At 65.9% G+C, this 23,127-nt stretch carries 21 protein-coding genes and 2 pseudogenes; 5 read left to right on the top strand and 18 right to left on the bottom strand.

Annotation, left to right across the window (positions count from 1 at the left end; translation table 11 throughout):
- Positions 1-15 precede the first annotated feature (15 nt).
- Positions 16-1,503: an Asp-tRNA(Asn)/Glu-tRNA(Gln) amidotransferase subunit GatA gene (gene gatA / locus QC180_RS16990; RefSeq protein ID WP_278263739.1), complete on the bottom strand. Its 1,488-nt coding sequence runs from the start codon at positions 1,501-1,503 to the stop codon at positions 16-18.
- Complete coding sequence (gene gatC, locus QC180_RS16985; RefSeq protein WP_067493225.1) at positions 1,500-1,796, bottom strand: Asp-tRNA(Asn)/Glu-tRNA(Gln) amidotransferase subunit GatC; 297 nt, start codon at positions 1,794-1,796, stop codon at positions 1,500-1,502. Before gatC ends, gatA begins: the two co-directional genes overlap by 4 nt.
- Before the next feature lie 213 nt (positions 1,797-2,009).
- Between gatC and QC180_RS16980 the strand changes: the two genes are divergently transcribed.
- Positions 2,010-2,660 (top strand): ACT domain-containing protein, encoded by a 651-nt coding sequence (locus tag QC180_RS16980; protein WP_278263738.1) that lies wholly within the window; start codon positions 2,010-2,012, stop codon positions 2,658-2,660.
- A gap of 2 nt (positions 2,661-2,662) precedes the next feature.
- Here QC180_RS16980 and QC180_RS16975 read toward each other — a convergent pair whose 3' ends face one another.
- The 5 genes from QC180_RS16975 to QC180_RS16955 form a co-directional block, all read right to left on the bottom strand.
- Positions 2,663-3,184: a GNAT family N-acetyltransferase gene (locus tag QC180_RS16975; protein ID WP_278263737.1), complete on the bottom strand. Its 522-nt coding sequence runs from the start codon at positions 3,182-3,184 to the stop codon at positions 2,663-2,665.
- 73 nt (positions 3,185-3,257) lie between these two features.
- Positions 3,258-3,605 carry a hypothetical protein gene (locus QC180_RS16970; protein WP_278263736.1) on the bottom strand — a complete coding sequence of 116 codons (348 nt, stop codon included), beginning with the start codon at positions 3,603-3,605 and terminating at the stop codon, positions 3,258-3,260.
- A gap of 20 nt (positions 3,606-3,625) precedes the next feature.
- Positions 3,626-4,828 (bottom strand): AAA family ATPase, encoded by a 1,203-nt coding sequence (locus tag QC180_RS16965; RefSeq protein ID WP_278263735.1) that lies wholly within the window; start codon positions 4,826-4,828, stop codon positions 3,626-3,628.
- Between the two features lie 67 nt (positions 4,829-4,895).
- The gene (locus QC180_RS16960; protein ID WP_278263734.1) at positions 4,896-5,696 is read right to left on the bottom strand and encodes an ABC transporter permease; all 801 of its coding nucleotides are present in this window, start codon (positions 5,694-5,696) and stop codon (positions 4,896-4,898) included.
- On the bottom strand, positions 5,693-6,631 hold the full coding sequence (locus tag QC180_RS16955) for an ATP-binding cassette domain-containing protein (protein ID WP_278263733.1): 939 nt from the start codon (positions 6,629-6,631) through the stop codon (positions 5,693-5,695). The genes QC180_RS16960 and QC180_RS16955 overlap by 4 nt, the downstream gene beginning before the upstream one ends.
- Before the next feature lie 119 nt (positions 6,632-6,750).
- Between QC180_RS16955 and QC180_RS16950 the strand changes: the two genes are divergently transcribed.
- Together QC180_RS16950 and QC180_RS16945 are read left to right on the top strand one after the other, a co-directional pair.
- The gene (locus QC180_RS16950) at positions 6,751-7,389 is read left to right on the top strand and encodes a PadR family transcriptional regulator (protein WP_278263732.1); all 639 of its coding nucleotides are present in this window, start codon (positions 6,751-6,753) and stop codon (positions 7,387-7,389) included.
- A gap of 143 nt (positions 7,390-7,532) precedes the next feature.
- Positions 7,533-7,871 (top strand): hypothetical protein, encoded by a 339-nt coding sequence (locus tag QC180_RS16945; protein ID WP_278263731.1) that lies wholly within the window; start codon positions 7,533-7,535, stop codon positions 7,869-7,871.
- 5 nt (positions 7,872-7,876) lie between these two features.
- Here the strand turns inward: QC180_RS16945 and ligA are convergent, their stop codons facing one another.
- From ligA to QC180_RS16915, 6 genes are all read right to left on the bottom strand, one after another.
- Positions 7,877-9,988, bottom strand: a complete 2,112-nt coding sequence (gene ligA, locus QC180_RS16940) for an NAD-dependent DNA ligase LigA (RefSeq protein ID WP_278263730.1) — start codon at positions 9,986-9,988, stop codon at positions 7,877-7,879.
- A 62-nt stretch (positions 9,989-10,050) separates the two neighbouring features.
- Positions 10,051-10,482, bottom strand: a complete 432-nt coding sequence (locus QC180_RS16935) for a type II toxin-antitoxin system VapC family toxin (protein WP_278263729.1) — start codon at positions 10,480-10,482, stop codon at positions 10,051-10,053.
- Positions 10,475-10,726 (bottom strand): AbrB/MazE/SpoVT family DNA-binding domain-containing protein, encoded by a 252-nt coding sequence (locus QC180_RS16930; RefSeq protein WP_278263728.1) that lies wholly within the window; start codon positions 10,724-10,726, stop codon positions 10,475-10,477. The genes QC180_RS16935 and QC180_RS16930 overlap by 8 nt, the downstream gene beginning before the upstream one ends.
- A 41-nt stretch (positions 10,727-10,767) precedes the next feature.
- Positions 10,768-11,784 (bottom strand): methionine synthase, encoded by a 1,017-nt coding sequence (locus QC180_RS16925; RefSeq protein ID WP_278264077.1) that lies wholly within the window; start codon positions 11,782-11,784, stop codon positions 10,768-10,770.
- A gap of 296 nt (positions 11,785-12,080) precedes the next feature.
- A complete protein-coding gene (gene mnmA / locus QC180_RS16920) occupies positions 12,081-13,196 on the bottom strand; it encodes a tRNA 2-thiouridine(34) synthase MnmA (protein WP_278263727.1) in 1,116 nt (371 codons plus the stop codon).
- Entirely contained in the window at positions 13,196-14,419 is a 1,224-nt protein-coding gene (locus QC180_RS16915; protein WP_278263726.1) for a cysteine desulfurase family protein, read from the bottom strand. The genes mnmA and QC180_RS16915 overlap by 1 nt, the downstream gene beginning before the upstream one ends.
- Before the next feature lie 702 nt (positions 14,420-15,121).
- On the opposite strand from QC180_RS16915, the gene QC180_RS16910 reads away from it, so the two are divergent.
- Positions 15,122-16,357 carry a hypothetical protein gene (locus tag QC180_RS16910; RefSeq protein WP_278263725.1) on the top strand — a complete coding sequence of 412 codons (1,236 nt, stop codon included), beginning with the start codon at positions 15,122-15,124 and terminating at the stop codon, positions 16,355-16,357.
- Between the two features lie 323 nt (positions 16,358-16,680).
- Here QC180_RS16910 and QC180_RS16905 read toward each other — a convergent pair whose 3' ends face one another.
- The 3 genes and pseudogenes from QC180_RS16905 to QC180_RS16900 form a co-directional block, all read right to left on the bottom strand.
- Complete coding sequence (locus QC180_RS16905; RefSeq protein ID WP_278263724.1) at positions 16,681-16,959, bottom strand: transposase; 279 nt, start codon at positions 16,957-16,959, stop codon at positions 16,681-16,683.
- A 69-nt stretch (positions 16,960-17,028) separates the two neighbouring features.
- Positions 17,029-17,271, bottom strand: a pseudogene (locus tag QC180_RS30365) (transposase); the annotation flags it as partial.
- 51 nt (positions 17,272-17,322) lie between these two features.
- A pseudogene (locus QC180_RS16900) lies at positions 17,323-17,660 on the bottom strand (helix-turn-helix domain-containing protein); the annotation flags it as partial.
- Positions 17,661-18,235: 575 nt separating this feature from the next.
- On the opposite strand from QC180_RS16900, the gene QC180_RS16895 reads away from it, so the two are divergent.
- Positions 18,236-21,865, top strand: coding sequence for an NACHT domain-containing protein (locus QC180_RS16895; RefSeq protein WP_278263723.1), 3,630 nt, complete (start codon positions 18,236-18,238; stop codon positions 21,863-21,865).
- 378 nt (positions 21,866-22,243) lie between these two features.
- Here the strand turns inward: QC180_RS16895 and QC180_RS16890 are convergent, their stop codons facing one another.
- Both QC180_RS16890 and QC180_RS16885 read right to left on the bottom strand, forming a co-directional pair.
- On the bottom strand, positions 22,244-22,861 hold the full coding sequence (locus tag QC180_RS16890; protein ID WP_278264076.1) for an MmyB family transcriptional regulator: 618 nt from the start codon (positions 22,859-22,861) through the stop codon (positions 22,244-22,246).
- A 9-nt stretch (positions 22,862-22,870) separates the two neighbouring features.
- A complete protein-coding gene (locus QC180_RS16885) occupies positions 22,871-23,116 on the bottom strand; it encodes a helix-turn-helix domain-containing protein (protein ID WP_278263722.1) in 246 nt (81 codons plus the stop codon).
- Positions 23,117-23,127: the final 11 nt, after the last annotated feature.

Genomic DNA, 23,127 nt, shown 5'->3' with positions numbered 1-23,127 from the left:
GTCTCGGGTTTTCGCTCAGATGCCCGCGGGCACCGGCAGCGCACCGCGCGCCGCCTCGTAGGCCGCGCCCACCCGGTACAGGCGGTCGTCGGCCAGCGCGGGCGCCATGATCTGCAGACCCACCGGCAGGTTGTCGTCGGCCGACAGGCCCGAGGGCACCGACATGCCGCAGTGCCCGGCCAGGTTGGTCGGCAGCGTGCACAGGTCCGACAGGTACATGGCCAGCGGATCGTTCACCTTCTCGCCCAGCTTCCACGGGGTGAAGGGGCTGGTCGGCGAGACCAGCACGTCGACCTGCTCGTAGGCGGCGTCGAAGTCCTGCGCGATCATGGTGCGTACCTTGAGCGCCTGGCCGTAGTAGGCGTCGTAGTAGCCCGCCGAGAGCGCATAGGTGCCGATGATGATGCGGCGCTTGACCTCCGGGCCGAAACCGGCCTCGCGGGTCAGCGACATCACCTGGTCGGCGCTGTGGCTGCCGTCGTCACCGGCGCGCAGGCCGTAGCGCATGGCGTCGAAGCGCGCCAGGTTCGACGACACCTCCGAGGGCATCACCAGGTAGTACGAGGACAGCGCGTACTCGAAGTTCGGGCACGACACCTCGATCACCTCGGCACCCAGTTCCTTCAGCACCGCCACGGCCGCGTCGAAGGAGGCCAGCACGCCGGGCTGGTAACTGTCGGAATGCAATTCGCGCACCACGCCCACGCGCACGCCGCTCAGGTCGCCGGAGGCACCCTGTCGCGCGGCCTCGACGACCGGGGCGACCGGCACCTTGCGCGAGGTGGAGTCGCGCGGGTCGTGCCCGGCGATCACCTCGTGCAGCAGCGCGGTGTCGAGCACCGTGCGACCGCACGGGCCACCCTGGTCCAGCGAGGACGCGCAGGCCACCAGGCCGTAGCGCGAGACCGTGCCGTAGGTGGGCTTCACGCCGACCGTCGCGGTGACCGCGGCGGGCTGACGGATGGAGCCGCCGGTGTCGGTGCCGATGGCCAGCGGCGCCTGGAACGAGGCCAGCGCGGCGGCCGAACCACCGCCGGAACCACCCGGGATGCGGGTGGTGTCCCACGGGTTACGGGTGGGGCCGTAGGCGGAGTTCTCGGTGGAGGAGCCCATGGCGAACTCGTCCATGTTGGTCTTGCCCAGGATCGGGATACCCGCGGCGCGCAGCCGCGAGGTGACCGTCGCGTCGTAGGGCGACATCCAGCCCTCGAGGATCTTCGAGGCGCAGGTGGTGGGCATGTCGGTGGTGGTGAAAACGTCCTTGAGCGCCAACGGAACTCCCGCCAGCGCCGAGGCCGGGGTCTCGCCCGCCGCGTGCGCGGCGTCGACCACGGCGGCCGCGGCCAGCGCTTCGTCACCGGCGACGTGCAGGAACGCGTTGAGCTCGCCGTCGACCGCGGCGATGCGATCCAGGTGCGCCTGGGTGACCTCGGTGGAGGACACCTCGCCGCCGTGGATCTTGGCCGCCAGCTCCGCCGCCGACAGCTGGGTCAACTCCCTCATTCGCCCTCTCCCAGGATCTGCGGGACCAGGAAACGCTGTTCCTCGACGGCGGGCGCCTGGTCCAGCGCCTGCTCGGGGGTCAGACCGGGCACGACCACATCGGGCCTGGTCACATTGGTCGTCGGGTTCGGCGACGCGGTGGCGGGGACGTCGGCGGCGACCTCGGAGATGGTCCGCACGTGGCTGAGGATCGAATCCAGCTGACCGGCGAACTGGTCCAGTTCGGCGTCGGTCAACGCCAGCCGGGACAGCCGGGCGAGGTGAGCGACCTCGTCACGGGAGATTGCGGGCACCGCGGGACCCCTTTCGGCTTCGGTGGGCAGTAGTCACGTACAGCCTATCGAGGGGGTTCGGTCGGGTCGGACGCACCCACCGCGCACGAAAGTTCGCACTTGTCGCGCGGATGGGGTCATACTTCGAGTCGAGAACCGGCGTACCGGAGTGTAAGTATTGCGTCACCGGGTATTCGTCTCGAACCACCTCGGCCGCCAGGGAAAGGAACGCACGTGTCATACCTGCTCCGCGTGCAACTTCCGGATCGACCGGGAAGCCTCGGGTCACTCGCGCTCGCGCTCGGCAGCGTCGGCGCCGACATCCTCTCCCTCGACGTGGTGGAGCGCGGCGCCGGTTTCGCGGTCGACGATCTGGTGGTCGAGGTCCCCACCGGCGCGCTGCCCGACACCCTCATCACCGCCGCCGAATCGGTGCACGATGTGAGCGTCGACTCCATCCGCCCGTACTCCGGTGTGCTCGACACCCACCGCGAGCTCGAGCTGATCGATCAAGTCGCCAGCGCCCGCGACGATCGCTTCCAGGTGCTCGTCGACGGCTGCCCGCGCGTGCTGCGGGTGGGCTGGTCGACGATCATCGGCGTCGGCCCGGCCGGGGCCTACCGCGTCGTCGGCAGTCCGAGCGCCCCGGAGACACAGGCGGGTTCGGCGCCGTGGATGCCGCTGGAGAAGCCGATGTGGCTCGACGGCGAGGCCGAGTGGGTGCCGCAGATCTGGCGCGACATGGACACCAAGCTGGCCGCCGCCCCGCTGGGCAACACCGGCAAGGCGCTGCTGCTGGGCCGTCCGGGTGGTCCCGATTTCCGTCCGTCGGAGGTGGCGCGGCTCGGGTATCTGGCCGGGATCGTCGCCACCGTCCTGAACTGACGTCAGCTCAGCGCGAGGCGCATCACGTAGAGCTGTAACCCGTCGTGGGTGGACCAATTGCGTTCCGGCACAGCGACGAAACCCAGCCGCTCGTAGATGCGGTGCGCGTCGACCATGGTGGCCATGGTGGTCAACGCGATCGCGGTGTACCCGCCCGCGCGCGCCCGCTCGATGACCGCACGCACCAGTGCCGTCCCCGCACCCAGGCCACGCGCCCGCTTGGCGACGGCGAGCATGCGGAATTCCAGTTCACCCGGCTGGGCGATCTCCGCGTACGGGGTGCCGGGCTCGGCGATGGTGAGCGACCCGGCGACCTGCTCGTCGTGGACGGCCACGAGCACCTGCGCCGCGTCGGCGCGATGGGCGACGTCACCGAGCTCGGTGACATAGCTGTCCTCGGGGGAGACATAACCGTCGCCGACGTACACATCGACGGTCAGCGCGGAGATCGCGTCGTATTCGCTGGGGTGTGCGGTGCGGATCTCCAGGCCGAAGCCGGGGGTGGGGGCTGACGAACCGTGCATCATCGAATGATCCCACCCGGGGCGCTGTGAGCTCGCCCTCACCCGAAAATCGGGTGCGCGGTGAGCTCGCGGTTCAGGACCCGAGGTAGGGCCGCAGCCCGGGATGATCGGCGATCCACTTGTCCGGGTCGCGCGGCGGATAGGCGACGACGAGCTGGTCCCCGATGGCGGGCCAGTGCGCCGCGTCCCAGGCGAAGCGCCGGTAGACCACCGTGCCGGTGACCGAGGGTCCGGTGATCGTGCCGGTGATGGTGACGTAGTGCTCGCCGGTCATGGCGGGCAGCGGGCTCACGCCGGTGACATAGAGCGAGCCGTGCTCGAGCTCCGCGCCCGGACCCTTGCCCTTGCGGGCGAGGACCACGGCGCCGATCATCACGGCCAACATCGTCACCATGGCCGCCGCCATCACCACTTCGAGCATGTCCCCCATGCTAGGCGCGCTCAGAGCGGGGTGAGCTCGCTGACCCCGGCGTCGCGGCGCAGCTGCCAGACCGCGGTCCTGGTGCGCTGCGAGCGCCCGTTGCCGCGATCGATGAGGGCGCGGTCGGCGGTGGTGTAGAGCAGCTGGGCGCCGCGGGCGTTGGTCTCCGGGTTCTGGAACAGCTGCACCAGCCGGTCGGTCTCCTCCACCGGCAGCCCGGCGCCGAGATCGTCGACGGCCAGCACCTGGCCGGTGTCGAGGGCGTCGAGCATGGCGGGCAGCACGCGCAGCAGCGCGCGGGTGCCGGTGGACTCGTCGGACAGTTCGAAGGGCACATCGATGCCCTCGTGCACCACGTTCAGCCCGGCCCCGCGCCGGTCGACCATGCGGCGGTAGAGCGCGTCGCGGGCCGCGCGCAGGGTGCTCAGCTCACGGGCGACCAGGATCGGGTCGGCCCCACCCTGGTCGAGTTGTGCTGCCAGCGCGCCGATCTCGGCGTCGAGGTCGCGCAGGTAGTCGGCGTACATGGGGTCGTGTTCGGCGACGAGCAGGTCCTCGATCCCCAGATCCGCGCTGCGCAGCAGCATGAGCAGCCGCGCCGCGTTGTCCGGTGAGCGGGAGATGTGACTGCCCAGATCGTGGGCGAGCGCCTCGGTGGCGATCTCCCCCTGCTGCACCCGCAGATTCGCGGCGAACCACCGATACGCGGGCACCAGCGCCTCGGCATAGAGCTGCCCCGCCAGGCTCAACAGCAGCGCGTTGGGCCGCACCAGCGGCACCAGCGCCGAGACCCCGTAGCGCGCGGGCTCGAACATCGGCCCGATCTTCACCTCGTCGCCGGTGCGCTCGAACACGATCCGCTTACGCGACCGCGGATGCGTGTACAGCCACTCGGCGATCACATCGGCACTGTCGAGCCGGAACCCATAGGTATAGGGCACCCCCTCGGCGACGAACCCCGCCACGAATTCCGAAGGCCGGTCGGCGAACCCGAGATGCGGCCGCCGCACCGGCCCCGCGTACGGGTCCCACCCACTCACCGAATGCAGCACCGCGTCCCGCATCCGCGCCAACGCGTCCACCAGACTCGTCTTCCCCGCCGCCGCCACCCCGTGCACCGCCGTCACCGGCACCGCCAGCGGACTTCCACTCCCCTTGCTGAGCCGCAGCTGCTGGGCCTGCGCCAGCGAGCCGTGATTGGTGACGTGAAAACTGCGCAGCAATGGAATGTCCGCCTCTCCGAGATTCCCGGTCAGACTATGCGACGGCGCGGGCCCGCCGCAGGACGCGCTAGCGGCTCATGGCCCGGAACCGCCGCACGGCCAGCGGGAAGAACACCGCGATCAGTCCCACCGGCCAGAGCACCGCCAGCAGTTCGGCGTGCTCGGCCGCCCAGGAGTTCCCGGCCGCGACCGGGTTGCCGAACAGCTCACGCACCGCGGTCGCCGTCGCCGACAGGGGGTTCCACGGCACCACCGCGGCCAGCCACCACGGCATCGACTCCGGTGCGGCGATGGCATTGGACAAGAAAGCGGCTGGCCAGATCAGGATCTGCACCGCCTGCACCAGTTCCGGCTTGCCCGCGACCATGGCGAGATAGATGCCGATCCACAGCATCGCGAACCGCAACAGCAGCAGCAACCCGACCGCCGCCAGGAACGCGCCGACGCCGTGGTGCCAGCGCCAGCCGATCGCGTACCCGATCACGATCATCACGCTCAGTCCGACCGTCGATTGGAGCATGTCGGCCACACTGCGCCCGACCAGGACCGCGGCGGAGTTTATCGGCATCGAGCGGAACCGGTCGATCACGCCCTTGTTCAGATCCTGGGTGAGCGCGAGCATCGTCGCGTCGAGGCCGAAGGCCATGGTCATCGTCAGCACGCCCGGCACCAGATAGTCGGTGAAGTCGCCGTCGATCCCCCGACCACCGCCGATCAGGTAGCTGAACATCAGCAGCAGCATGACCGGGAAGGCCAGCCCGACGACCAGCTGCACCGGTTGGCGCGCCCAGTGCGCCAACTCGCGCCTGGTCATCGTCCAGGAATCGGCCACCGCCCAGATCGGTGTCGCCTTCTCGATGGTGCTCATGCCGCGTTCTCCTTGGTGAGGTGCAGGAAGACTTCATCGAGGGTCGGCCGCCGGACGGCGATGTCCTCCGGCTCGAGGCCGTCGGCGGCGAAGGCCCGGACGGTCTCGGTCAGGGCCGCCATCCGGTCGGTCACCATGGCGCTGACCAGCCTGCGGTCCGCGTCCACCACCGTCTCGCCGGGCAGCAGGTCCGCCGCGCGCGCCAACTGGGCCGGATCGTGCACGACCACGTCGATGCGATCGCCGCCGATCCTGGATTTCAGCTCGTCGGCAGTTCCCTCGGCGATGACCCTGCCCTGGTCGACCACCGAGATCCGGTCGGCCAACTGGTCGGCCTCCTCCAGGTATTGCGTGGTGAGCAACACGGTGGTGCCGCCGTCCACCAGGGAGCGCACCGAGTTCCACACCTCGGTGCGGCCGCGGGGATCGAGTCCGGTGGTGGGTTCGTCCAGGAACAGCACGCGCGGCTCGGAGATGAGCGAGGCGGCCAGGTCGAGCCTGCGGCGCATGCCGCCGCTGTACTGCGCGACGGCCTTGCGGCCGGTGTCGGCCAGGTCGAATCGAGCGAGCAGTTCGTCGGCCCGCGCGCCCGCGCGCCGCGCGCCCAAGCGGTAGAGACGGCCGAACATCTCCAGGTTCTGGCGCCCGCTGAGTTCCTCGTCGACGGCCGCGTGCTGCCCGAGCAACCCGATCCGGGTGCGCACCTCATCGGCCCGCTGCCGCACATCGATGCCCGCCACCTCGACCAGCCCCTCATCGGGCCGCACCAGGGTGGACAGGACGCGCACGGTGGTGGTCTTGCCCGCACCGTTCGGACCGAGGACCGCGTGCACGGTCCCGCCCCGCACGGTGAGATCGAGTCCGTCGAGCGCCTGTTTGTCGCCGTATCTCTTCCGGAGCCCCCGCACGACGATCGCCTGCTCGTACTCGGTCACTGCACCCTCCAACACTCGGTGATCAAGTTTGACTAGATGACCAAGCTACGGCGCGCGCGACAATTAGTCAAACTTGAATACTGGTAGGTTGATCAAACTTGATCAGAGGGGAGACCTCCATGTCCGCCATCCGCCTGCTGGTCCTCGGCGCGGTCCGTCAACACGGACGGGCGCACGGCTACCAGGTGCGCAACGATCTGGAGTACTGGGGCGCGCACGAGTGGTCCAATGCCAAGCCCGGCTCGATCTACCACGCGCTCAAGCAGATGGCCAAGCAGGGATTGCTGCTCGAGCACGAGGTGGCGCCGAGTACCGCGGGCGGTCCGCCGCGGGTGGAGTACGAGATCACCGAGTCCGGCACCGCCGAGTACTTCGCGCTGCTGCGGGAGGCGCTGACCTCCTACGACCAGAAGATGGACATGCTCTCCGCAGGCGTCGGTTTCCTCGTCGATCTCCCGCGCGCGGAAGCCGTCGCCCTGCTGGAACAGCGCATCGCAGGCCTGAACCGCTGGCGCGACTCGGTCACCGAGTACTACACCGTCGAGGACGGTCCCGGTCAGCTCGGGCACATCGGCGAGATCATGGACATGTGGGTCCACTCCGCCGACAGCGAGGCCACCTGGACCCAGGGCCTGATCGATCGGATCCGTGGCGGCGCCTACGTCTTCGCGGGCGAGGGCGAGCCCTTCGTCGGTGTTCTCGCCGACGACGAACCGAATCCCTTCGCCACCGGAGCCCATCCCGGCGACAATCGCTGACGGCCCCGGCGCCCCGTCCCGGCTCCCGCGATGGGCGCGCGGGTCCGGCGCGGACGCACTAGCATGCTGGGCAACCGAGGCCGCCCGGCCTGCGGTTTCCGGTTCGGTGACGAGAATGGGTGCGCGAGATGACAGTTCGGGTGATGGTTCGCGGGGTTGTCGTCGCGGCGGTGACGGCGGGTGCGCTGGTGCCCGTCACGCTGGTCACGGCCCCGGCGGCGGTGGCGGATCCGTGCCCGAACGGGACCGCGCGGGTGTTCCTCGGGAACTCGACCAATTCCTGTCAGGGCGCCGGGTCGGTGTCCTACACCGAGGCGCCGGTGTCGAAGGTGTGCTCGATGTCGGGCACGGATGTGGCCGTCGACATCCAGACCAATATCAAGAAGCGGCCCACGCGCCATGTCGAGATCAGGAACGGGCAGTGCTCGACCTTCGACATGAAGACGCAGATCGGCAACACCGTCACCGTCACCCCGAACTGAGCCGTTTACTCGGCTTCCTCGGACGCGGGCGCGACCGCGTCGGGTCCACCGTCGAGCAGCAGGCGGAAACCGTCCTCGTCGAGGATCGGCACGCCCAGTTCCTCGGCCTTGGCCGCCTTGGAGCCGGGCGCGTCACCGATCACCACGAACGCGGTCTTCTTCGACACCGATCCGGCCGCCTTGCCGCCGCGCACCAGGATGGCCTCCTTGGCACCGTCCCGGGTGAAGCCCTGCAGCGAGCCGGTGACCACGATGGACAGGCCCTCGAGGGTGCGCTCGATGGAGTCGTCGCGCGCGTCTTCCATCCGCACGCCCGCCGCGCGCCACTTGGCGACGATCGCCTGATGCCAGTCGACGGTGAACCACTCCACCACCGCCGCGGCGATGGTAGGCCCGACGCCGTCGGTGGCCGAGAGTTCCTCCACCGTCGCGGTTTCCACGCGTTCGAGACTGCCGAACTCCGCGGCCAGCGCCCGGGCCGCGGTCGGCCCGACATGGCGGATCGACAACGCGACCAGCACCCGCCACAGCGGCCGGTCCTTCACCGAAGCCAGGTTCTCCAGCAGGCGATGCCCGTTCTGGGTGAGCTGGCCCTTCTGATTGGTGAACAGCGGGACGCCGAGTAATCGCGACTCGTCGAGGTCGAACAGATCGCCCTCGTCGGTGATGGCGCCGTAGCGCAGCAGGGCGTCGGCGGCCTTGTCACCGAGCGCCTCGATGTCGAAGGCGCCGCGCCCGGCGAGATGGAAGACGCGCTCGCGCAGCTGCGCGGGACAGTGCCGCTGGTTGGGGCAGCGGATATCGGCGTCACCTTCCTTCTCCGGCGCCAGTTCGGTACCGCAGTTCGGGCAGTGGGTGGGCATGACGAAGGCGCGTTCGGTGCCGTCGCGCGCGTCGACCACCGGGCCGAGCACCTCGGGGATCACATCGCCCGCCTTGCGGATGGTGACGGTGTCCCCGATCAGCACGCCCTTGCGCACCACCTCGGAGGCGTTGTGCAGCGTCGCCATGGAGACCGTCGACCCGGCGATCGACACCGGTTCCATCACCGCGAAGGGGGTCACCCGCCCGGTGCGGCCCACGTTCACCTCGATGTCGAGCAGCGTGGTGGTGGCTTCCTCGGGCGGGTACTTGTAGGCGATGGCCCAGCGCGGCGCACGCGAAGTGGCGCCGAGACGACGTTGCAGGGCCGTCTGGTCGATCTTGATGACCTGCCCGTCGATCTCGTGCTCGATATCGTGACGGTGCTCGCCCCAGTAGGCGACCCGCTCGATCACCGCGTCGATCCCCTGGACCAGCCGGGTGTGCGCGGAGACCGGCAGCCCCCAGGCGGTGAGCGCCTCGTAGGCCTCGTGCTGGGATTCCGGCCGATACCCGTCGATCCGGCCGAACCCGTGGCAGATCATTCGCAGCCTGCGCTGGGCGGTGATCGCCGGGTTCTTCTGCCGCAGCGACCCGGCGGCGGTATTGCGCGGATTCGCGTACGGCGGTTTCCCTTCGGCGACGATCTGGGCATTGAGCGTCGCGAAGTCCTCGAGCCGCAGGTAGACCTCGCCGCGCACCTCGAGCAGCTCCGGGATCGGGAACCGCTCGCTCGCGGTGAGTTCGGCCGGGATGTCCTCGATGGTGCGCGCGTTGAGCGTGACGTCCTCGCCGGTGCGCCCGTCGCCCCGGGTCGCCCCGCGCACCAGTTTGCCCTGCTCATAGACGAGATTCAGCGCGACACCGTCGATCTTGACCTCGCACAGATAGTGCAGATCCGCGCCCGCCTCCGCCTCGACCCGGCTCGCCCAGGCCCGTAGCTCGTCGTAGTCGAACACATTGTCCAGCGAGAGCATCCGCTCGAGATGGTCCACCGCGGTGAACTCGGTCGCGAACCCACCACCGACCAGTTGGGTCGGCGAATCCGGCGTGCGCAGATCCGGATGCGCGTCCTCGAGCGCCTGCAACTCGCGCAGCAGCAGATCGAACTCGCCGTCACTGATGATCGGCGCGTCCCGCACGTAATACCGGAACTGATGCTCCCGCACCTGCTCGGCCAACTCCTGCCACCGCACCCGCTGCTCGGCAGTCGCCCCCGCCACCTCCACACCCGTCGAAACCCCGATGTCGCTCACCCCTCGAACCCTAGCCGAGCCCACCGACACTTCCCGCCCACCGTTCCCGCACGTCGCAGGGCCTATTCGGGCCCGACCACCGCGAGCCGGGGGCAGTAGGCGCGGTACCTGACGACGTCGCGCGTGAGCAACTGATACCCACTCACGGCGGCACGCGCGCCGATGTAGAAATCCGGCAGCGGCGACCGCTTGTCACCCCCGCGACGCCGGTAGGCGAGAAACGCCTTCGCGGCCAGAAACCCCGCATCCCAGGGCAGCGGCTCGCGATCGAACAGATCCGGCGACAGGGCGGAATCCAGCGCCTCCTTGGTGGCGTAGCCGAGGGAGACCTCGGCATAGGTCAGCGGATTGATCACCACCCGCCCGGCGTTCCGCGCCGCCGCCAGGGCGGAGGCAGAACAGTCTTCCCAGGTCGGATCGCCGTCGAGGATATCGATGAGGACACAGGTGTCGACCAGGGTCGCGCGCGGCAGCGCGGTGACGGCGTCAGTCACGCAACAGGTCCATGATCTGGTCGGTCGTCAGACCGCCGACGTCAGGATTGTCGAATCGATGCCGACGCATCTGACGCACGAGACGCTCACCGGGACTGTCCGCACCGCCTCGGACCACGATGCGCAGGGCGCCGCCGTCTTCGACCACATCGAGTTCGTCACCTTCCCGCAGGTTGAACTTCGCCCTCAGCTCGGCGGGAATGGTGATCTGGCCGTTCGCATTCATCCGCACGTCAGCCTCCATCCAACAGACAACGTGCTATTAGATGATAGCCCGCGCGAGGTTCACTCGGCCGTGATCGAGTCCGGGTCCTCGGCGACGGCGCGGGCGGCCTCGACCAGGAGGGTGAGGGCGGTGCGGGACCAGGGCAGGGCGGCGTTCGCCAGGCCGCAGGCCGGGGTGAGCAGGATCTGGTCGGCGAGGGCGCGGCGGGGGAAGCCGAGTCGGTCGACGAGGCGGACGGCCGGTTCGGCGATGGTTCGCCAGGTGGGCGGGGTGGACGGGGGCTCGGTGGGGGCCAGGCCGAGGGCGACCTTCTTGCCCGCGTCGAGGATCTCGCCGAGGGGGTCGAGGTCGGCGGTGGTGATGATCGAGGCGTCGACGGAGATGCCCGCGGCGGCGGTGCGGCCCAGGGTGGACAGAGCCGGGCGGGTGGCGCAGGTGTGCAACAGGACAGGGCCCGGCTGGGCGGTGATGACCGTATCGAGCAGGTGCACGGCCTCGGGTTCGGGCAGCGCGCGCACGGTATTGAGGACGCTGGGACCGGTCAGGGAACCATCCAGGACGGTGGTGAGCCGCGGTTCGTCGAGCTGGACGACCACCTCCGCACCCAGGCGCCCGCGGATCTCGTCGGCATGCCGGGCGAGGCCTTCGGCCAGTGATTCCGAGATGTCGCGCACCGCACCGGAATCGGTGAGCACCCGGTGTCCACCGGGCAGTTCCACCTCGGCCGCGAGCGTGAGCGGTCCCGCCGCCTGGATCTTCAGCACCCGGCCGGTGCCCGCCAGACCCGCTGTCTCCCAGGCTTCTTCGAGGGCGTCGAGGTCAGTACGCAACAGGTCCCTAGCGCGACGCGACACCGCACCCGGCCGGGCGGCCAGGCGGTAACCGCGCGTGGTCGAGTCGAAGCGCAGGTCGACCAGCAGCGCCGAGACCCGCCCGATCATGTCGGCGCCGATACCTCGACCGGGCAGTTCGACCAGATGCGGCAGCGCGGGCAGTTCGCCGATGATCGTCGCGGCGGCCTCGCGCGGGTCGGTGCCCGGCCAGGAACCGATACCGGTCGCGATACCGCCGGTCAGCAGGTCGACCGGCTCCGGCGCGGCGACCTCCCGCGAGTTCTCGCTTCGCCACAATGCCACGCGCTCAACACCTTTCGACTCATCGGCCCCGCACCGTCCCGGCGCGAACCCGTGCCGCGCGGGCGCTACCCGCGACCTCTGTTCGCTATCTTGCCCGCACCTGACCAACACATCATTGCCGACCGCGACCGAGCGGACCCGCCGCATCCGGCCTCACCACGACCGGGCGGGCCCTCTGCACCCCGCGATCCCGACGACCGGATCTGCGCGCCAGCTCGCAGACGATCCGGGGCGGATCAGGCCGACGCGTCGACCGCGTCCACGACGGCCCCGGAGCGATCGGTGCCATTGATCGTGCCGCTGCCGACCACGGTATCCCCGCCCTCGGCATCCGGCAGATACAGCACGATGGCCTGCCCCTTCGCGACGCCGGTGAGCGGTTCCCGCAGCCGGGCCACCAGCCCGTCGCCCACCGGCTCCACCACGGCGGGCGCGGTGCCGCCGTGCGCGCGCACCTGCACGATGCACTCGACCGACGTCTTCGGCCGCACCCCGGAGGTCCAGATCGCCCGGTCGGCCGTGATCACGTCGACCTGCAAGTCCTCTGCCGAACCGACCTTGACCGTCCCCGACTCGGGATCGATCCCCGTGACATAGCGCGGCTTGCCATCAGCGGCGGTGTGGGTCAGCCCCAGCCCCTTGCGCTGACCGACGGTGAACCCGTGCACACCCTCGTGCTCGCCGAGCACCGTGCCGTCGGCGTCGACCAGCGCGCCCGGACGGATGCCGATCTTGGCGCCGAGGAAGGCGCGGGTGTCACCGGAGGGGATGAAGCAGATGTCGTGGCTGTCGGGCTTGTTGGCCACAGCCAGACCGCGCTCGGCGGCCTCCTCGCGGATGCGCGGCTTGGGGGTGTCACCGACCGGGAACATGGCGCGCGCCAACTGCTCGGCGGTGAGCACCGCGAGCACATAGGACTGGTCCTTGTCGGCGTCGACCGCGCGGCGCAGCACGCCGTCCTCGAGCCGGGCGTAGTGGCCGGTGACGACGGCGTCGAAGCCCAGCGCGGCGGCCCGGTCGGCCAGGGCGGAGAACTTGATCTTCTCGTTGCAGCGCAGGCACGGGTTGGGCGTCTCCCCCGCGGCGTAGGCGGCGACGAAGTCGTCGATCACGTCTTCCTTGAAGCGGTCCGCGAAATCCCAGACGTAGAACGGGATTCCGAGCACGTCGGCCGCGCGGCGCGCGTCCCCGGCGTCCTCCTTGGAGCAGCAGCCCCGCGACCCGGTGCGCAGCGTGCCCGGGTTGGCCGACAGCGCCAGATGCACGCCGACCACCTCGTGGCCCGCGTCCACGGCCCGCGCCGCGGCCACCGCCGAATCGACACCACCACTCATCGCGGCGAGAACTCGCATCAGGCACCTCCTCTGGCACCGGCCAGGCCCGCGGCCCTGGCCCTGTCGATGACCTGCGGCAGCACGGTCAGCAGTGCGTCGATATCGGCCCCGGTCGAGGTGTGACCCAGCGAGAACCGCAGCGAACTGCGCGCCTGCCACGGCTCCACCCCCATCGCGATCAGCACATGGCTGGGTGAGGCGACGCCCGCGTTGCAGGCCGAGCCGGTCGAACATTCGATCCCGGCGGCGTCGAGCAGCATGAGCAGCGAGTCGCCCTCGCAGCCGGGGAAAGTGAAATGGGCATTGCCGGGCAGCCGCTGCCCGGCGGGCCCGTTGAGCACGGCCTCGGGCACCACCGCGCGGACCCCGGCGATCAGCCGGTCGCGCAGCTCCCGCAGCCGCTCGGCGCTGGCCGAGAGCTCAGTGACGGCCACCCGCAGGGCAGCGGCGAGCCCGACCGCCGCGGCCACGTCCGAGGTGCCCGAGCGCAGGTCCCGCTCGTGTCCGCCGCCGTGCACCAGCGGCACGCACGGCACCTGCCGACCCAGCAGCAGCACGCCGATCCCGTGCGGACCGCCCACCTTGTGCCCCGCCACACTCAGCGCGGACAGCCCACTGGCCGCGAAGTCCACCGGGAGCTGAGTCACCGCCTGGATCGCGTCGCTGTGCGTCGGAATACCGAATTCGGCGGCGACAGCGGCCAATTCGGCGATCGGCTGCACGGTCCCGACCTCGTTGTTGGCCCACATCACGCTGACCAGCGCCACCTCGTCGGCGTGCGCGGCGAGCTCGGCCCGCAACACCTGCGGATCGACCACCCCGTCGGCGTCCACCGGCAGCCAACTGACCCGCGCGCCCTCGTGCTGCTCGAGCCACTCCACCGCGTCGAGCACCGCATGGTGCTCGACCGCGCTGGTGACGATGCGCGTGCGGCGCGGATCAGCGTCGCGGCGCCCCCAGAAGATCCCCTTGACGGCCAGATTGTCGCTCTCGGTCCCGCCCGAGGTGAAGATCACCTCCGAGGGCCGCGCCCCCAGATCGGCCGCGATCGACTCACGCGCCTCTTCCAACGCCCGCCGCGCCGCCCGCCCCGACCCGTGCAACGACGAGGCGTTCCCGACCATCCCCAACGCAGCCGTCATCGCCTCGACGGCGGCGGGCAACATCGGAGTGGTCGCCGCGTGATCGAGGTAGACCGTTGTGGGCGCTCCGCTGACCGGACCCGAATAAGCCGACTTCATGACCGACAAAGCCTATACCACCGCTGACCTGGTCATCTTCCGGGTCCACCCCTTGCTTCTACGATGTTTCTCCGAGTTCGACACTGGTCACAACACGTGTAGCACCTATCCGCATTCCCGAATCGACGGCCGAGGGACCCTCGAGGCCGTGAAGACAACCGGCGAAGACAACATTGATCGGAAGCCCTCCGCAGTACCTCGAGCAGGGACGTCGATCGAGGTTTCGACAGATACCTCGATCGGTTCGTGGGCAACCCACCTACCGCGCGGAAGCGATGCTGGTCCGCGGGGGCATCGTCACCTGGATCGGTGGTAGATGACAACGGTCGCCTGCACGGGCATCCGGCCCGGAATGGCCGCCAGACACGCCGACGCTCGACCGGATAGCCACGCAGCGGGCCAGGGCGACACCCAGGTACCACTGTGCCAGGGCATCGTATGGCCGAAACGCACCGCACCACAGGGATTCCACCGAACACGCCGGAGAATGGATCTCCGTACGCCGCTCTCGGAGTCAGAACACGGCCTTCTAAGTGGCCGTCCCCTTCACCACCGAGGAGCAGCGCTCCGATCTACGGTAAACCAGGTTCGAGGGTGTAGTCTTGCGCACGAATCGCAAAGGGAGGCAATATTTTACAACCACTAGAAGCCGTCACGAGCCGAGTTCGCTCACCGACTTCTCGACGCTATGTTGAGGAGGCCGTGGCGGCATACGGCGCCGGAGCGTATCGTGCCGCACTCATCTCGGTGTGGATTGCCGTCGCAGCGGATGTCATCGACAAAGTCCGCGTCCTCGCTGACGAAGTCCCGCTCGCGCAGAAGCACCGCGATGACCTGGACCGCTACATCACCAACAACGATGTACCGAACTTGCAGAAGTTCGAGCGGCAGCTGGTCGAAACGGCCGTAGGGCTCGAGCTGATCGGGATTCGTGAGAAGGAGGAGCTCGAGCGCCTCTACCGGGATCGCCATCTGTGCGCCCACCCCGCGTTCGTGTCCAGTGGCGAAGAGCTGTTCTCACCGACCGCCGAGTTGGTTCGGGCTCACCTGATCGGCGCCGTCGAGGCATTGCTGTCACATCCTCCAGTGACAGGTCGCAAGGCGCTGGCTGCCTTCGAGCGCGATCTCGTATCCGATTCCTTCCCTCAGGACGATCGCGCCCTCGGGGCGTATCTGCGTCACAGCTACATGGACCACGGGACCGAGGCGCTGAAGCGCAATCTGGTGAAAGTGGTGTGCAAGGCAACCCTCAGGCCAGATATCCCCTTGCCCCAGCGTTGGCGTGCCACCCGATCTGCATGCGAACTGCAGAAGATCGCGCCGATCTTGTTCGACGACCAGTTGCGCGCCGTCCTCAACCCAGTCCAGAACGGCCTCGACGACGACGGGCTGCTGACGCTCGTCGGCGGATTGTGCTATGTCCCTGGAACGTGGGCCGCTCTGAACGACGGGACACACGGCCGGGTGGAAGCACTACTCCGCGCGGTCACACCACTTGCCCTGCTCGAGACGCACCAGCTCTATTTCGGGCAGCTGCCACCCGAGCCTCTCGACCAAATGCTCCTCGACCGCCTACCCGACGTCTGCGCGCCGCGGGCACTCAGCGGTCTGGCAACAAGCCCTCAGATTCTGTTTGGTCAACCGGACCCACGGATAACCGATGAGCTCATACGAATAGCTGCGAATGCCACCTCGTACGAGGGCGGCGCGGCAGTCTTGAGTCTCCTACGTTCCCTCGCCGCAACGATGACCGACGAACAGATCGAGCGCCTCCTTTCGGTCGCGGCGACCAATGACCAGATCCGCGGGTCAGTCCTTGGGAATCGTGAACTGAACCAAATCCGATGGCTCGGCCCTCGGAGCGACCGCGCAAAAGCTGCGTGGGCACTCTACGACCAGCCACCGGACGATTCAGAGCAACCCGACGGCGAAGAGTGAGTTGATGACCCCGATCACCCGGTCAACTGCCGAACTGGGCTCGTTCGCCGATGGTGCCCGCGGCGCATCGGATTCGCGGGGGAACCTCACCTAAGAGCTCCTATCAGGTTCGGTTGCCAAGTCGTCGCCAACAGATCAGTGCGGCACCGAGGTTCAGGAATCCGTAGTGGGTGTCGGTGCGGCGTTCCCAGCGGACGGCCAGGCGCCGGTACTAGTGGAGCAGGGCGATGGACTGTTCCACGATCCAGCGGCCAGCGGTGACTTTGTCGCGGGTTCCGCGGCGCGGGATGTAGCCGGTGATCCTGCGTTTTCGCAGGTCGGTGTTACACGCTGGGATAGTCGTAGCCCTTGTCGGTGATCAGAGTCTTGATCCGGCGGCGCGGTGGCCCTGGCCTTCCGCGCAGGGGTCGGACCCGATCGAGCACGGGCGCGAGCATCAGGTGGTCGTTGACGTTGGCCGCGGAGGGCTCGACAACGAGCGGAAACCCGTTGCCGCAGGTCAACAGGTGATGTTTGGAGCCGGTCTTGGCGCGGTATACCGGGCTCGGCCCGGTCGCGGCGCCCCCCCTTTTCGTGGCCCGCACGTGCGAGCCGTCGATCATGACCCGATCGAAGTCGCTCAACCCGGCGGCGTTGCTGCGGTCGAGGACCGCTTGGTGCGCCGCCTCAAATACCCCGGCAGCGTGCCAGTTCCTCAGCCTGCGCCAACACGTCATGCCGGACCCGAATCCAAGTTCCTGGGGGAAGGTCTTCGCACCCGATCCCGGTGAACAGCACGAACAAGATTCCCTGGAACGCAGCCTCGGGTCGTGCTGGGCAAGGCCCGGTGTCCCCGCCGGTTTCACCGGTATTAACGGTTCGATAGCCGCCCACAACTCATCGTCCACGACCCACGGCGCGCCACGACAAAACATCCTGCACGACAGCATGTCTCACCGCTACCTGACCGAACTCATTAGGATCTCATAGGCGGTCCGCGACGCCGGATCGGGCGGCAGATACGCCGGCCGCAACTCCACGACCCGGCCCGAGAGGACCCGCACCGAGCGGTCCAGCCGATCCGCTCGGTGATCACCGTCGCCGGCATCGTCGGATAGGTCTTGAGCAGCTAGCGGATCTGCGGCTCGACCGCGTCCACGATCGACCCCTTCGCCGGGCGCTGGTACTTCGGCGGCCTTTCCGAGGCGAGCGCCCGTTTCACGGTGTTGCGGGACACGCCCAGCATCCGGGCGATTACCTGGACCGGCATGCCCTCTGACCGGCGCAAACGACGAATCTCCGCCCAATCCCCCACAGCAAGTATCCCTTCGGTCCTCCCTGGCTCGGATATAGCCAGGGTCACCGACCAGGTGGTCCGTTTTGATTTGCCGCGCGGTGGTCACTTTTTCACGTCCTGCCGCACGCCGCAGACCTCGCCAACTCTGCTTTGCGCAGAACTTGCTCGGAGGGCGAACGCTGTGCGTGCGATCTGAGCGAGCGACTACAGCGTGAAGCGAGGCCTGACCCGTGCGATTGAACCTATGTTTGGCCTGCCATCACACAGATCAGCGATCAGCGACCGAGCAAGGAACTGGTTGTGTGACAGTGTGTTCCGAGAGGCTGGTACTGTCACCGCATGGGTGACGCGGAGACGTGGTGCAAGGCTGGAAGGTGCACCAGCAAGGGTATCGACTTACGTAGCGGATCGACCCCTCAAAGAGCGCTAGCGGCGCTCCGAAACTAGGGCATGCCGCCAGGCGCGTCTGCCGGACCCAGGTGTCAGCGACAAGTGGTTTCGTGAATCGTGACTGATTCTCGACAGTTCGACATAGAGCAATAATCCGCAACCCTATTACGTGGTAGCTAATGGATCAAAATTGAATGAGCTTTGGGGGTAGCGTGCAATACGACTACGAGCGACTCAATCCGGACCGCTTTCAGGACATGTGTCAGGCACTTCTAGTTGCCGAGCTACCCGATGTGCAGTGCTACCCGGTGGGCCAAAGCGACGGTGGTCGAGACGCAACCAGCCCTTCGGTCGGCGCTGGCAATGGTATGACAATCTTTCAAGTCAAGTTTAAGCGTGAGCGTCTCAAAGGAGACGATCCGTACTCTTACGTTAAGAAGGCAATCCATGCTGAACAGGAGAATATAGCACGACTAGCAAAGCTAGGCGCTAATAAATACATACTAATGACGAACCTTGGAGGCTCGTCGAAACCCGAGCGTGGAGCCATGGACAAGGCTCGGAAATACTTGGATTCTGCCCTTCCAGCCACCATGAAGGGGATGATCTGGTGGCGAACGGACATTGATGCGAGATTAAACGCTACAGATGTCGTCAAATGGAATTTTCCGGAGATATTGACAAGTAGCGATCTATTTCGAGAGTTGATTGAGAATGCCCTGGAGTCCAGGAATGGGCGCGAAATTGCGATAAGAAACTACGTTAGCTCACAGTACGACAAGGATCGGCATGTAAAGTTCAAACAAGCGGATCTGCAGGCTAGTTCCCTTTTCGCGCTATTTATCGATGTAGGCATCAGGCCAGACGTATTTCGATTCAACGGGGCAGCATCTCTGCAATCGCTTGAGGGTGCATTCTCAGGTGGCGGCATTGAGGCTCCCTTTGTACATCGAAGGCCTGAAATAGGTGGCGCAACTTTTCTATTGAAAATGCCGCAGGTGACTGAAGCCATTACCCGAATTGTGGTTGAGGGTGGTCCAGGGCAAGGCAAATCAACGTTGGCTCAATACGTCTGCCAGGTCCAGCGAGTAAAGCTCCTCGGCCTTTCCGATCGTGAACTGATACCGACTGAGCATTTCGACACTCCGCTTAGAGTTCCATTTAAGGTAGACCTTCGCGATCTATCATCTTGGATTAAACGGAAAGACCCGATCAGCGGTGCCGATTTGCCCAGCGACTTGACGCTCAGTCTTGAAACCTTCTTGGCGGCGCAAGTATCTCACTTGTCCGGCGGTTTGACGTATACCGTTGACGATCTGCACAGCTTCTTATCTCGGAACCCATCGCTGATCTTCTTGGACGGATTGGACGAAGTTGCGTCCCACGTTGACCGCAAAGGTATTGTGGATGTCGTCAATGCAGCCTCGCACAGGATTAAGCAAAGTTCACCGCTAACTCAAATCGTGGTCACGAGTCGTCCTGCGGCTGTTGCCAATACGCCCAAGTTTGAAAGCAATACCTGGAACTACTTAGCGCTCGACGCGGTAAGTGAAAACCTTCTCTTCGATTACATTGAGCGTTGGGGCGAGGCAAAGGCGCTGGGCGATCGAGCGATCACAGAGATTAGGCAAATCCTATCAGAGAAGCTCTCAAGCGACCACATTCGTGATCTTGCACATAATGCAATGCAGCTCACTATCTTGCTGAGTCTGATCCACACCAGGGGGCAAAGCCTCCCTGACCACCGGACCGAACTTTACAGCAATTACATTGATATCTACTTCAACCGAGAAGCCGAGAAGAACTCTGTGGTGAGGGATTATCGGCAGCTTTTGATTGATCTGCACGGGTTCATAGGGTGGAAGATTCACGCGTCAGCCGAATCACGGCGCGACAATGGATCTGTTTCGACGGATCGTCTTACGGCCCTCATCAATGAGTTCCTCCGCGGTCGCGACCATGGCGATATCGTAGCGTTGGAGCTTTTCGACGGTCTTGTTGATCGCATTGTCATGATTGTTAGTCGAGTGGAAGGAATGTTTGAATTCGAGGTCCAGCCACTTCGTGAATACTTCGCGGCGTACCACCTGTACCATACTTCGCCGTACAGCCCATCCGGTCGGCCGATGAAGGGTACCAAGCCCGAAATTTTTGGAGCTATATCGACAAACCCGTACTGGTTTAATGTCGCGCGTTTCTACGCAGGTTGTTACTCCGTTGGAGAACTGCCCGGACTAGCTGATCAACTAGAAGAAAGCATCGCGGACAGTTTTGGCGGGTACACCTCATTTCCGCGCCGTCTCGCTACGACACTGCTGCGGGATCGCGTGTTCAATCAGGCTCCGAGGTCTGCAAACAGAGTATCAAAATCCATAGCCGATAGTTTGGGTGCTCGACTGGCGGCACTGGGTCCCTACTTCGATATGATGGACGCATTGTCGGCGACATCAGACGACGGATGGTCAGTAATTGCCGATCTAGTTTCCGTACGGGCGATTGAGGCTAAGAGTGGAGCCACACGTGGCGGATATGGGTTCTATGGTTCGTATGGAATTCCACCCGATGTCCTCGGACCCAGGTGGCATGCTAATAGACCTAGCGATGGCAAGTTCGCCGCTGTTCTGAGATGGCTGGAATTCGGAAGTCGAACAAACGTCGCGGCCACGCTATCGAACGATTCTGCAAGGGACCTTGCATCCCTTGATCCTCATTACAAGGAAGTCCTGTGTTCAGCGGGTCATCCCAGCATACTGAGTACTAGTGGCGACATCTTAGAGTATCTACGGCGATCGGTTGGAGAAGCGGCACCGTTGCATTGGAGAAGGTCGTCGTACGCGGCTATTGCTTGGTCAATCGAGGTCCCGATTCAAACTCTTAGCAGTCCAAGAATATTGAATTTCGATATGCCCGACCCCCCCAGATTGCCTGCTGAGGTAGGTGCAGAATTTGCTGAAATGGTGAATTCATGCAAGGAGACGCTTATAGCGAAGGATCTTCTAGGCGAAAAGGCAAACAGACTAACTCAAGCCTATCGGGCCTGTCTCGGCAGGAGTTGGCTGGAATGGGAGTTGGCCATCTCATTGCTGGATGGTTCGGTAAAATACGCGGAGATTGCGCGGCGGTCTCTGCCTGAGGGCTATGGAGGTGAGGCTGCTGAGCAATGTCGTGATGCATTGTCGCCCGCGCGTACACCGAAGGTTTGGATTAGGCGGTTCGAGGATGCAAACGATCCTATTACTAGGAAGGCCTGGGCGTACCTGTTCTTGCGGCTCGGTACTCCCCAATCTTGGATGCATAACTGGGAAGCGTTGAATGAAGTTGTGTCTGGCATGTCTAGCGGAGAGTTCCGTCGCCTAGCCAGGCGGCGTTTCCGATGGTCAAAGCTATCGGGGACGGCAGTCGAGAGTTTTCTTGCGCAGGACGTTTCGCCAAGGATGGCTGCGATCGCACTACTGAAAGCTCCCGCTCGATCGATTCCGTCACTTGTACGGTCTGCCGCAAGGGACGATCGCTACTTAGCTGATGCAGGCGTTGCCAGTGTCTTCAATGAGTTGCTAGTAGCCGATTCTTCGAGAAATGTGGGCGTGCTCGCGGAGGAGCTTCAACTAATAAAACGGGTTTACCTCGCCGCAGACGTTGACACGACAGCCTTTTCGGAAAGTTGGTCGGAAACGAAGTTTTCCCCAGAGCTAGCACTGGATGTGCTGAAAGATAGTGAGAGCTATCCAATGACTGTGGTATTCCGGGCAGATCAGGTAGCTTCAGGTCATTATCAGAGCCAGCTTGGGACTGTGGCCTCGGTTGCTAGACGAGATCGTTGGGCCGCCAATTCTTTGGCATAGATAGAGCGAAAATTGTCGTTGCCCTACTCTCTGTCTTGAGGCTGCCGATGTCACCTGGGAGGCTACGACGCTGACTGCCGGTCCCGACCCTCATTATCGTCTGGATCATCTGGCGCGAGGGAATCTCCTCGATCGAGATCTTCCGCACCGGCGTCATCGAACCACTGCTGCGACACTGGCGTATCTCGGCGACCGAGGACTCACTCAGGAGATGGGGCCAACGCCGATGACGAATGCCTGCAAGCAGGGACGTCATCGGCGCCCAGCCAGCTGACCGAGTCGCTGGCCAGTAGCAGCCCGTGCCGAGGCACCTGCGTGCCTACGGCCGGATGATGACGCTCGATGGCCCGCGATCGTCCCGCTGATGGCCAGTCGTGGTCAGGAAGTGGTTTCGGCGGGACGGTCGGCCGACTCGGGAGCTGACGCGGCCAATGCGGCTAACAGTTGGAGGTCGCGGGCGGTTTCGGATCCGGTGGGCGCGCTGTAGATCATCATGGTCATGTCGGGGTCGTCGGGCGCGCGCATGGCGACATAGTCGAGGGCGAGTTCCCCGATCCGAGGGTGGCGGAACCGTTTGCGGCCCCGGGTCTTGGCGTGGACGTTGTGGGCTGCCCACAGACACCGGAAGTCGCTGCTGGCCAGGGAGAGTTCGCCGACGAGGCTTGCCAGTCGCGGATCGTCGGGATGGCGGCCCGCGTCGTAGCGCAGATTGGCGACGGTGTCGCGTGCCTTGCTCTCCCAGTCGGGGTAGAGATCTCGCGAGGCATCGTCGAGGAACACCAGACGAGCCATATTGCGTTCCGGGGCGGGAAGCGCGGGGAAGTCGGCGATGAGTGATCGAGCCGGATCGTTCCAGGCGAGGATGTCCAGGCGCCGTCCGATGATGTAGGCGGGGGTCCCGGCCAGAGCCTCGAGGGCTTGCCGCGTTTCGGGCCCGACCCGCTGCGGTCGGCTCGGGCGCTGGCGGGGCGCGGCGGGTTTGGCGAGATTGTGCAGGTAGACGCGTTAGTCGGGGTCGAGTTGTAGGGCGCGAGCCACAGCGTCGAGCACATCCGGGGAGACATTTCGGGCACGCCCTTGCTCGAGGCGGGTGTAGTAGTCGACGCTGGCCCCGGCCAGCAGAGCCAGTTCCTCGCGACGCAGTCCGGGCACGCGGCGCTGGCCACCGAAGTCGGCCGCACCGGCGTCATCGGGTTGCAGGCGGGCGCGGCGGGTCTTGAGGAACTCGCTGAGCTGTCGGGCACGGTCCATGTTCTCCAGTG

The sequence above is a fragment of the Nocardia anocheti genome, assembly GCF_029675105.1.
Lineage (GTDB): Bacteria > Actinomycetota > Actinomycetes > Mycobacteriales > Mycobacteriaceae > Nocardia.
This window is presented reverse-complemented; position numbering and strand designations above follow the sequence as displayed.

Bases quoted from the DNA above. Each gene is read 5' to 3' on its own strand.
- gatA (WP_278263739.1), bottom strand. From the start codon at position 1,503: ATGAGGGAGTTGACCCAGCTGTCGGCGGCGGAGCTGGCGGCCAAGATC.
- QC180_RS16975 (WP_278263737.1), bottom strand. From the start codon at position 3,184: ATGCACGGTTCGTCAGCCCCCACCCCCGGCTTCGGCCTGGAGATCCGC.
- QC180_RS16970 (WP_278263736.1), bottom strand. From the start codon at position 3,605: ATGCTCGAAGTGGTGATGGCGGCGGCCATGGTGACGATGTTGGCCGTG.
- QC180_RS16960 (WP_278263734.1), bottom strand. From the start codon at position 5,696: ATGAGCACCATCGAGAAGGCGACACCGATCTGGGCGGTGGCCGATTCC.
- QC180_RS16950 (WP_278263732.1), top strand. From the start codon at position 6,751: ATGTCCGCCATCCGCCTGCTGGTCCTCGGCGCGGTCCGTCAACACGGA.
- QC180_RS16945 (WP_278263731.1), top strand. From the start codon at position 7,533: ATGGTTCGCGGGGTTGTCGTCGCGGCGGTGACGGCGGGTGCGCTGGTG.
- QC180_RS16930 (WP_278263728.1), bottom strand. From the start codon at position 10,726: ATGGAGGCTGACGTGCGGATGAATGCGAACGGCCAGATCACCATTCCC.
- mnmA (WP_278263727.1), bottom strand. From the start codon at position 13,196: ATGCGAGTTCTCGCCGCGATGAGTGGTGGTGTCGATTCGGCGGTGGCC.
- QC180_RS16915 (WP_278263726.1), bottom strand. From the start codon at position 14,419: ATGAAGTCGGCTTATTCGGGTCCGGTCAGCGGAGCGCCCACAACGGTC.
- QC180_RS16905 (WP_278263724.1), bottom strand. From the start codon at position 16,959: ATGATCGACGGCTCGCACGTGCGGGCCACGAAAAGGGGGGGCGCCGCG.
- QC180_RS16885 (WP_278263722.1), bottom strand. From the start codon at position 23,116: ATGGACCGTGCCCGACAGCTCAGCGAGTTCCTCAAGACCCGCCGCGCC.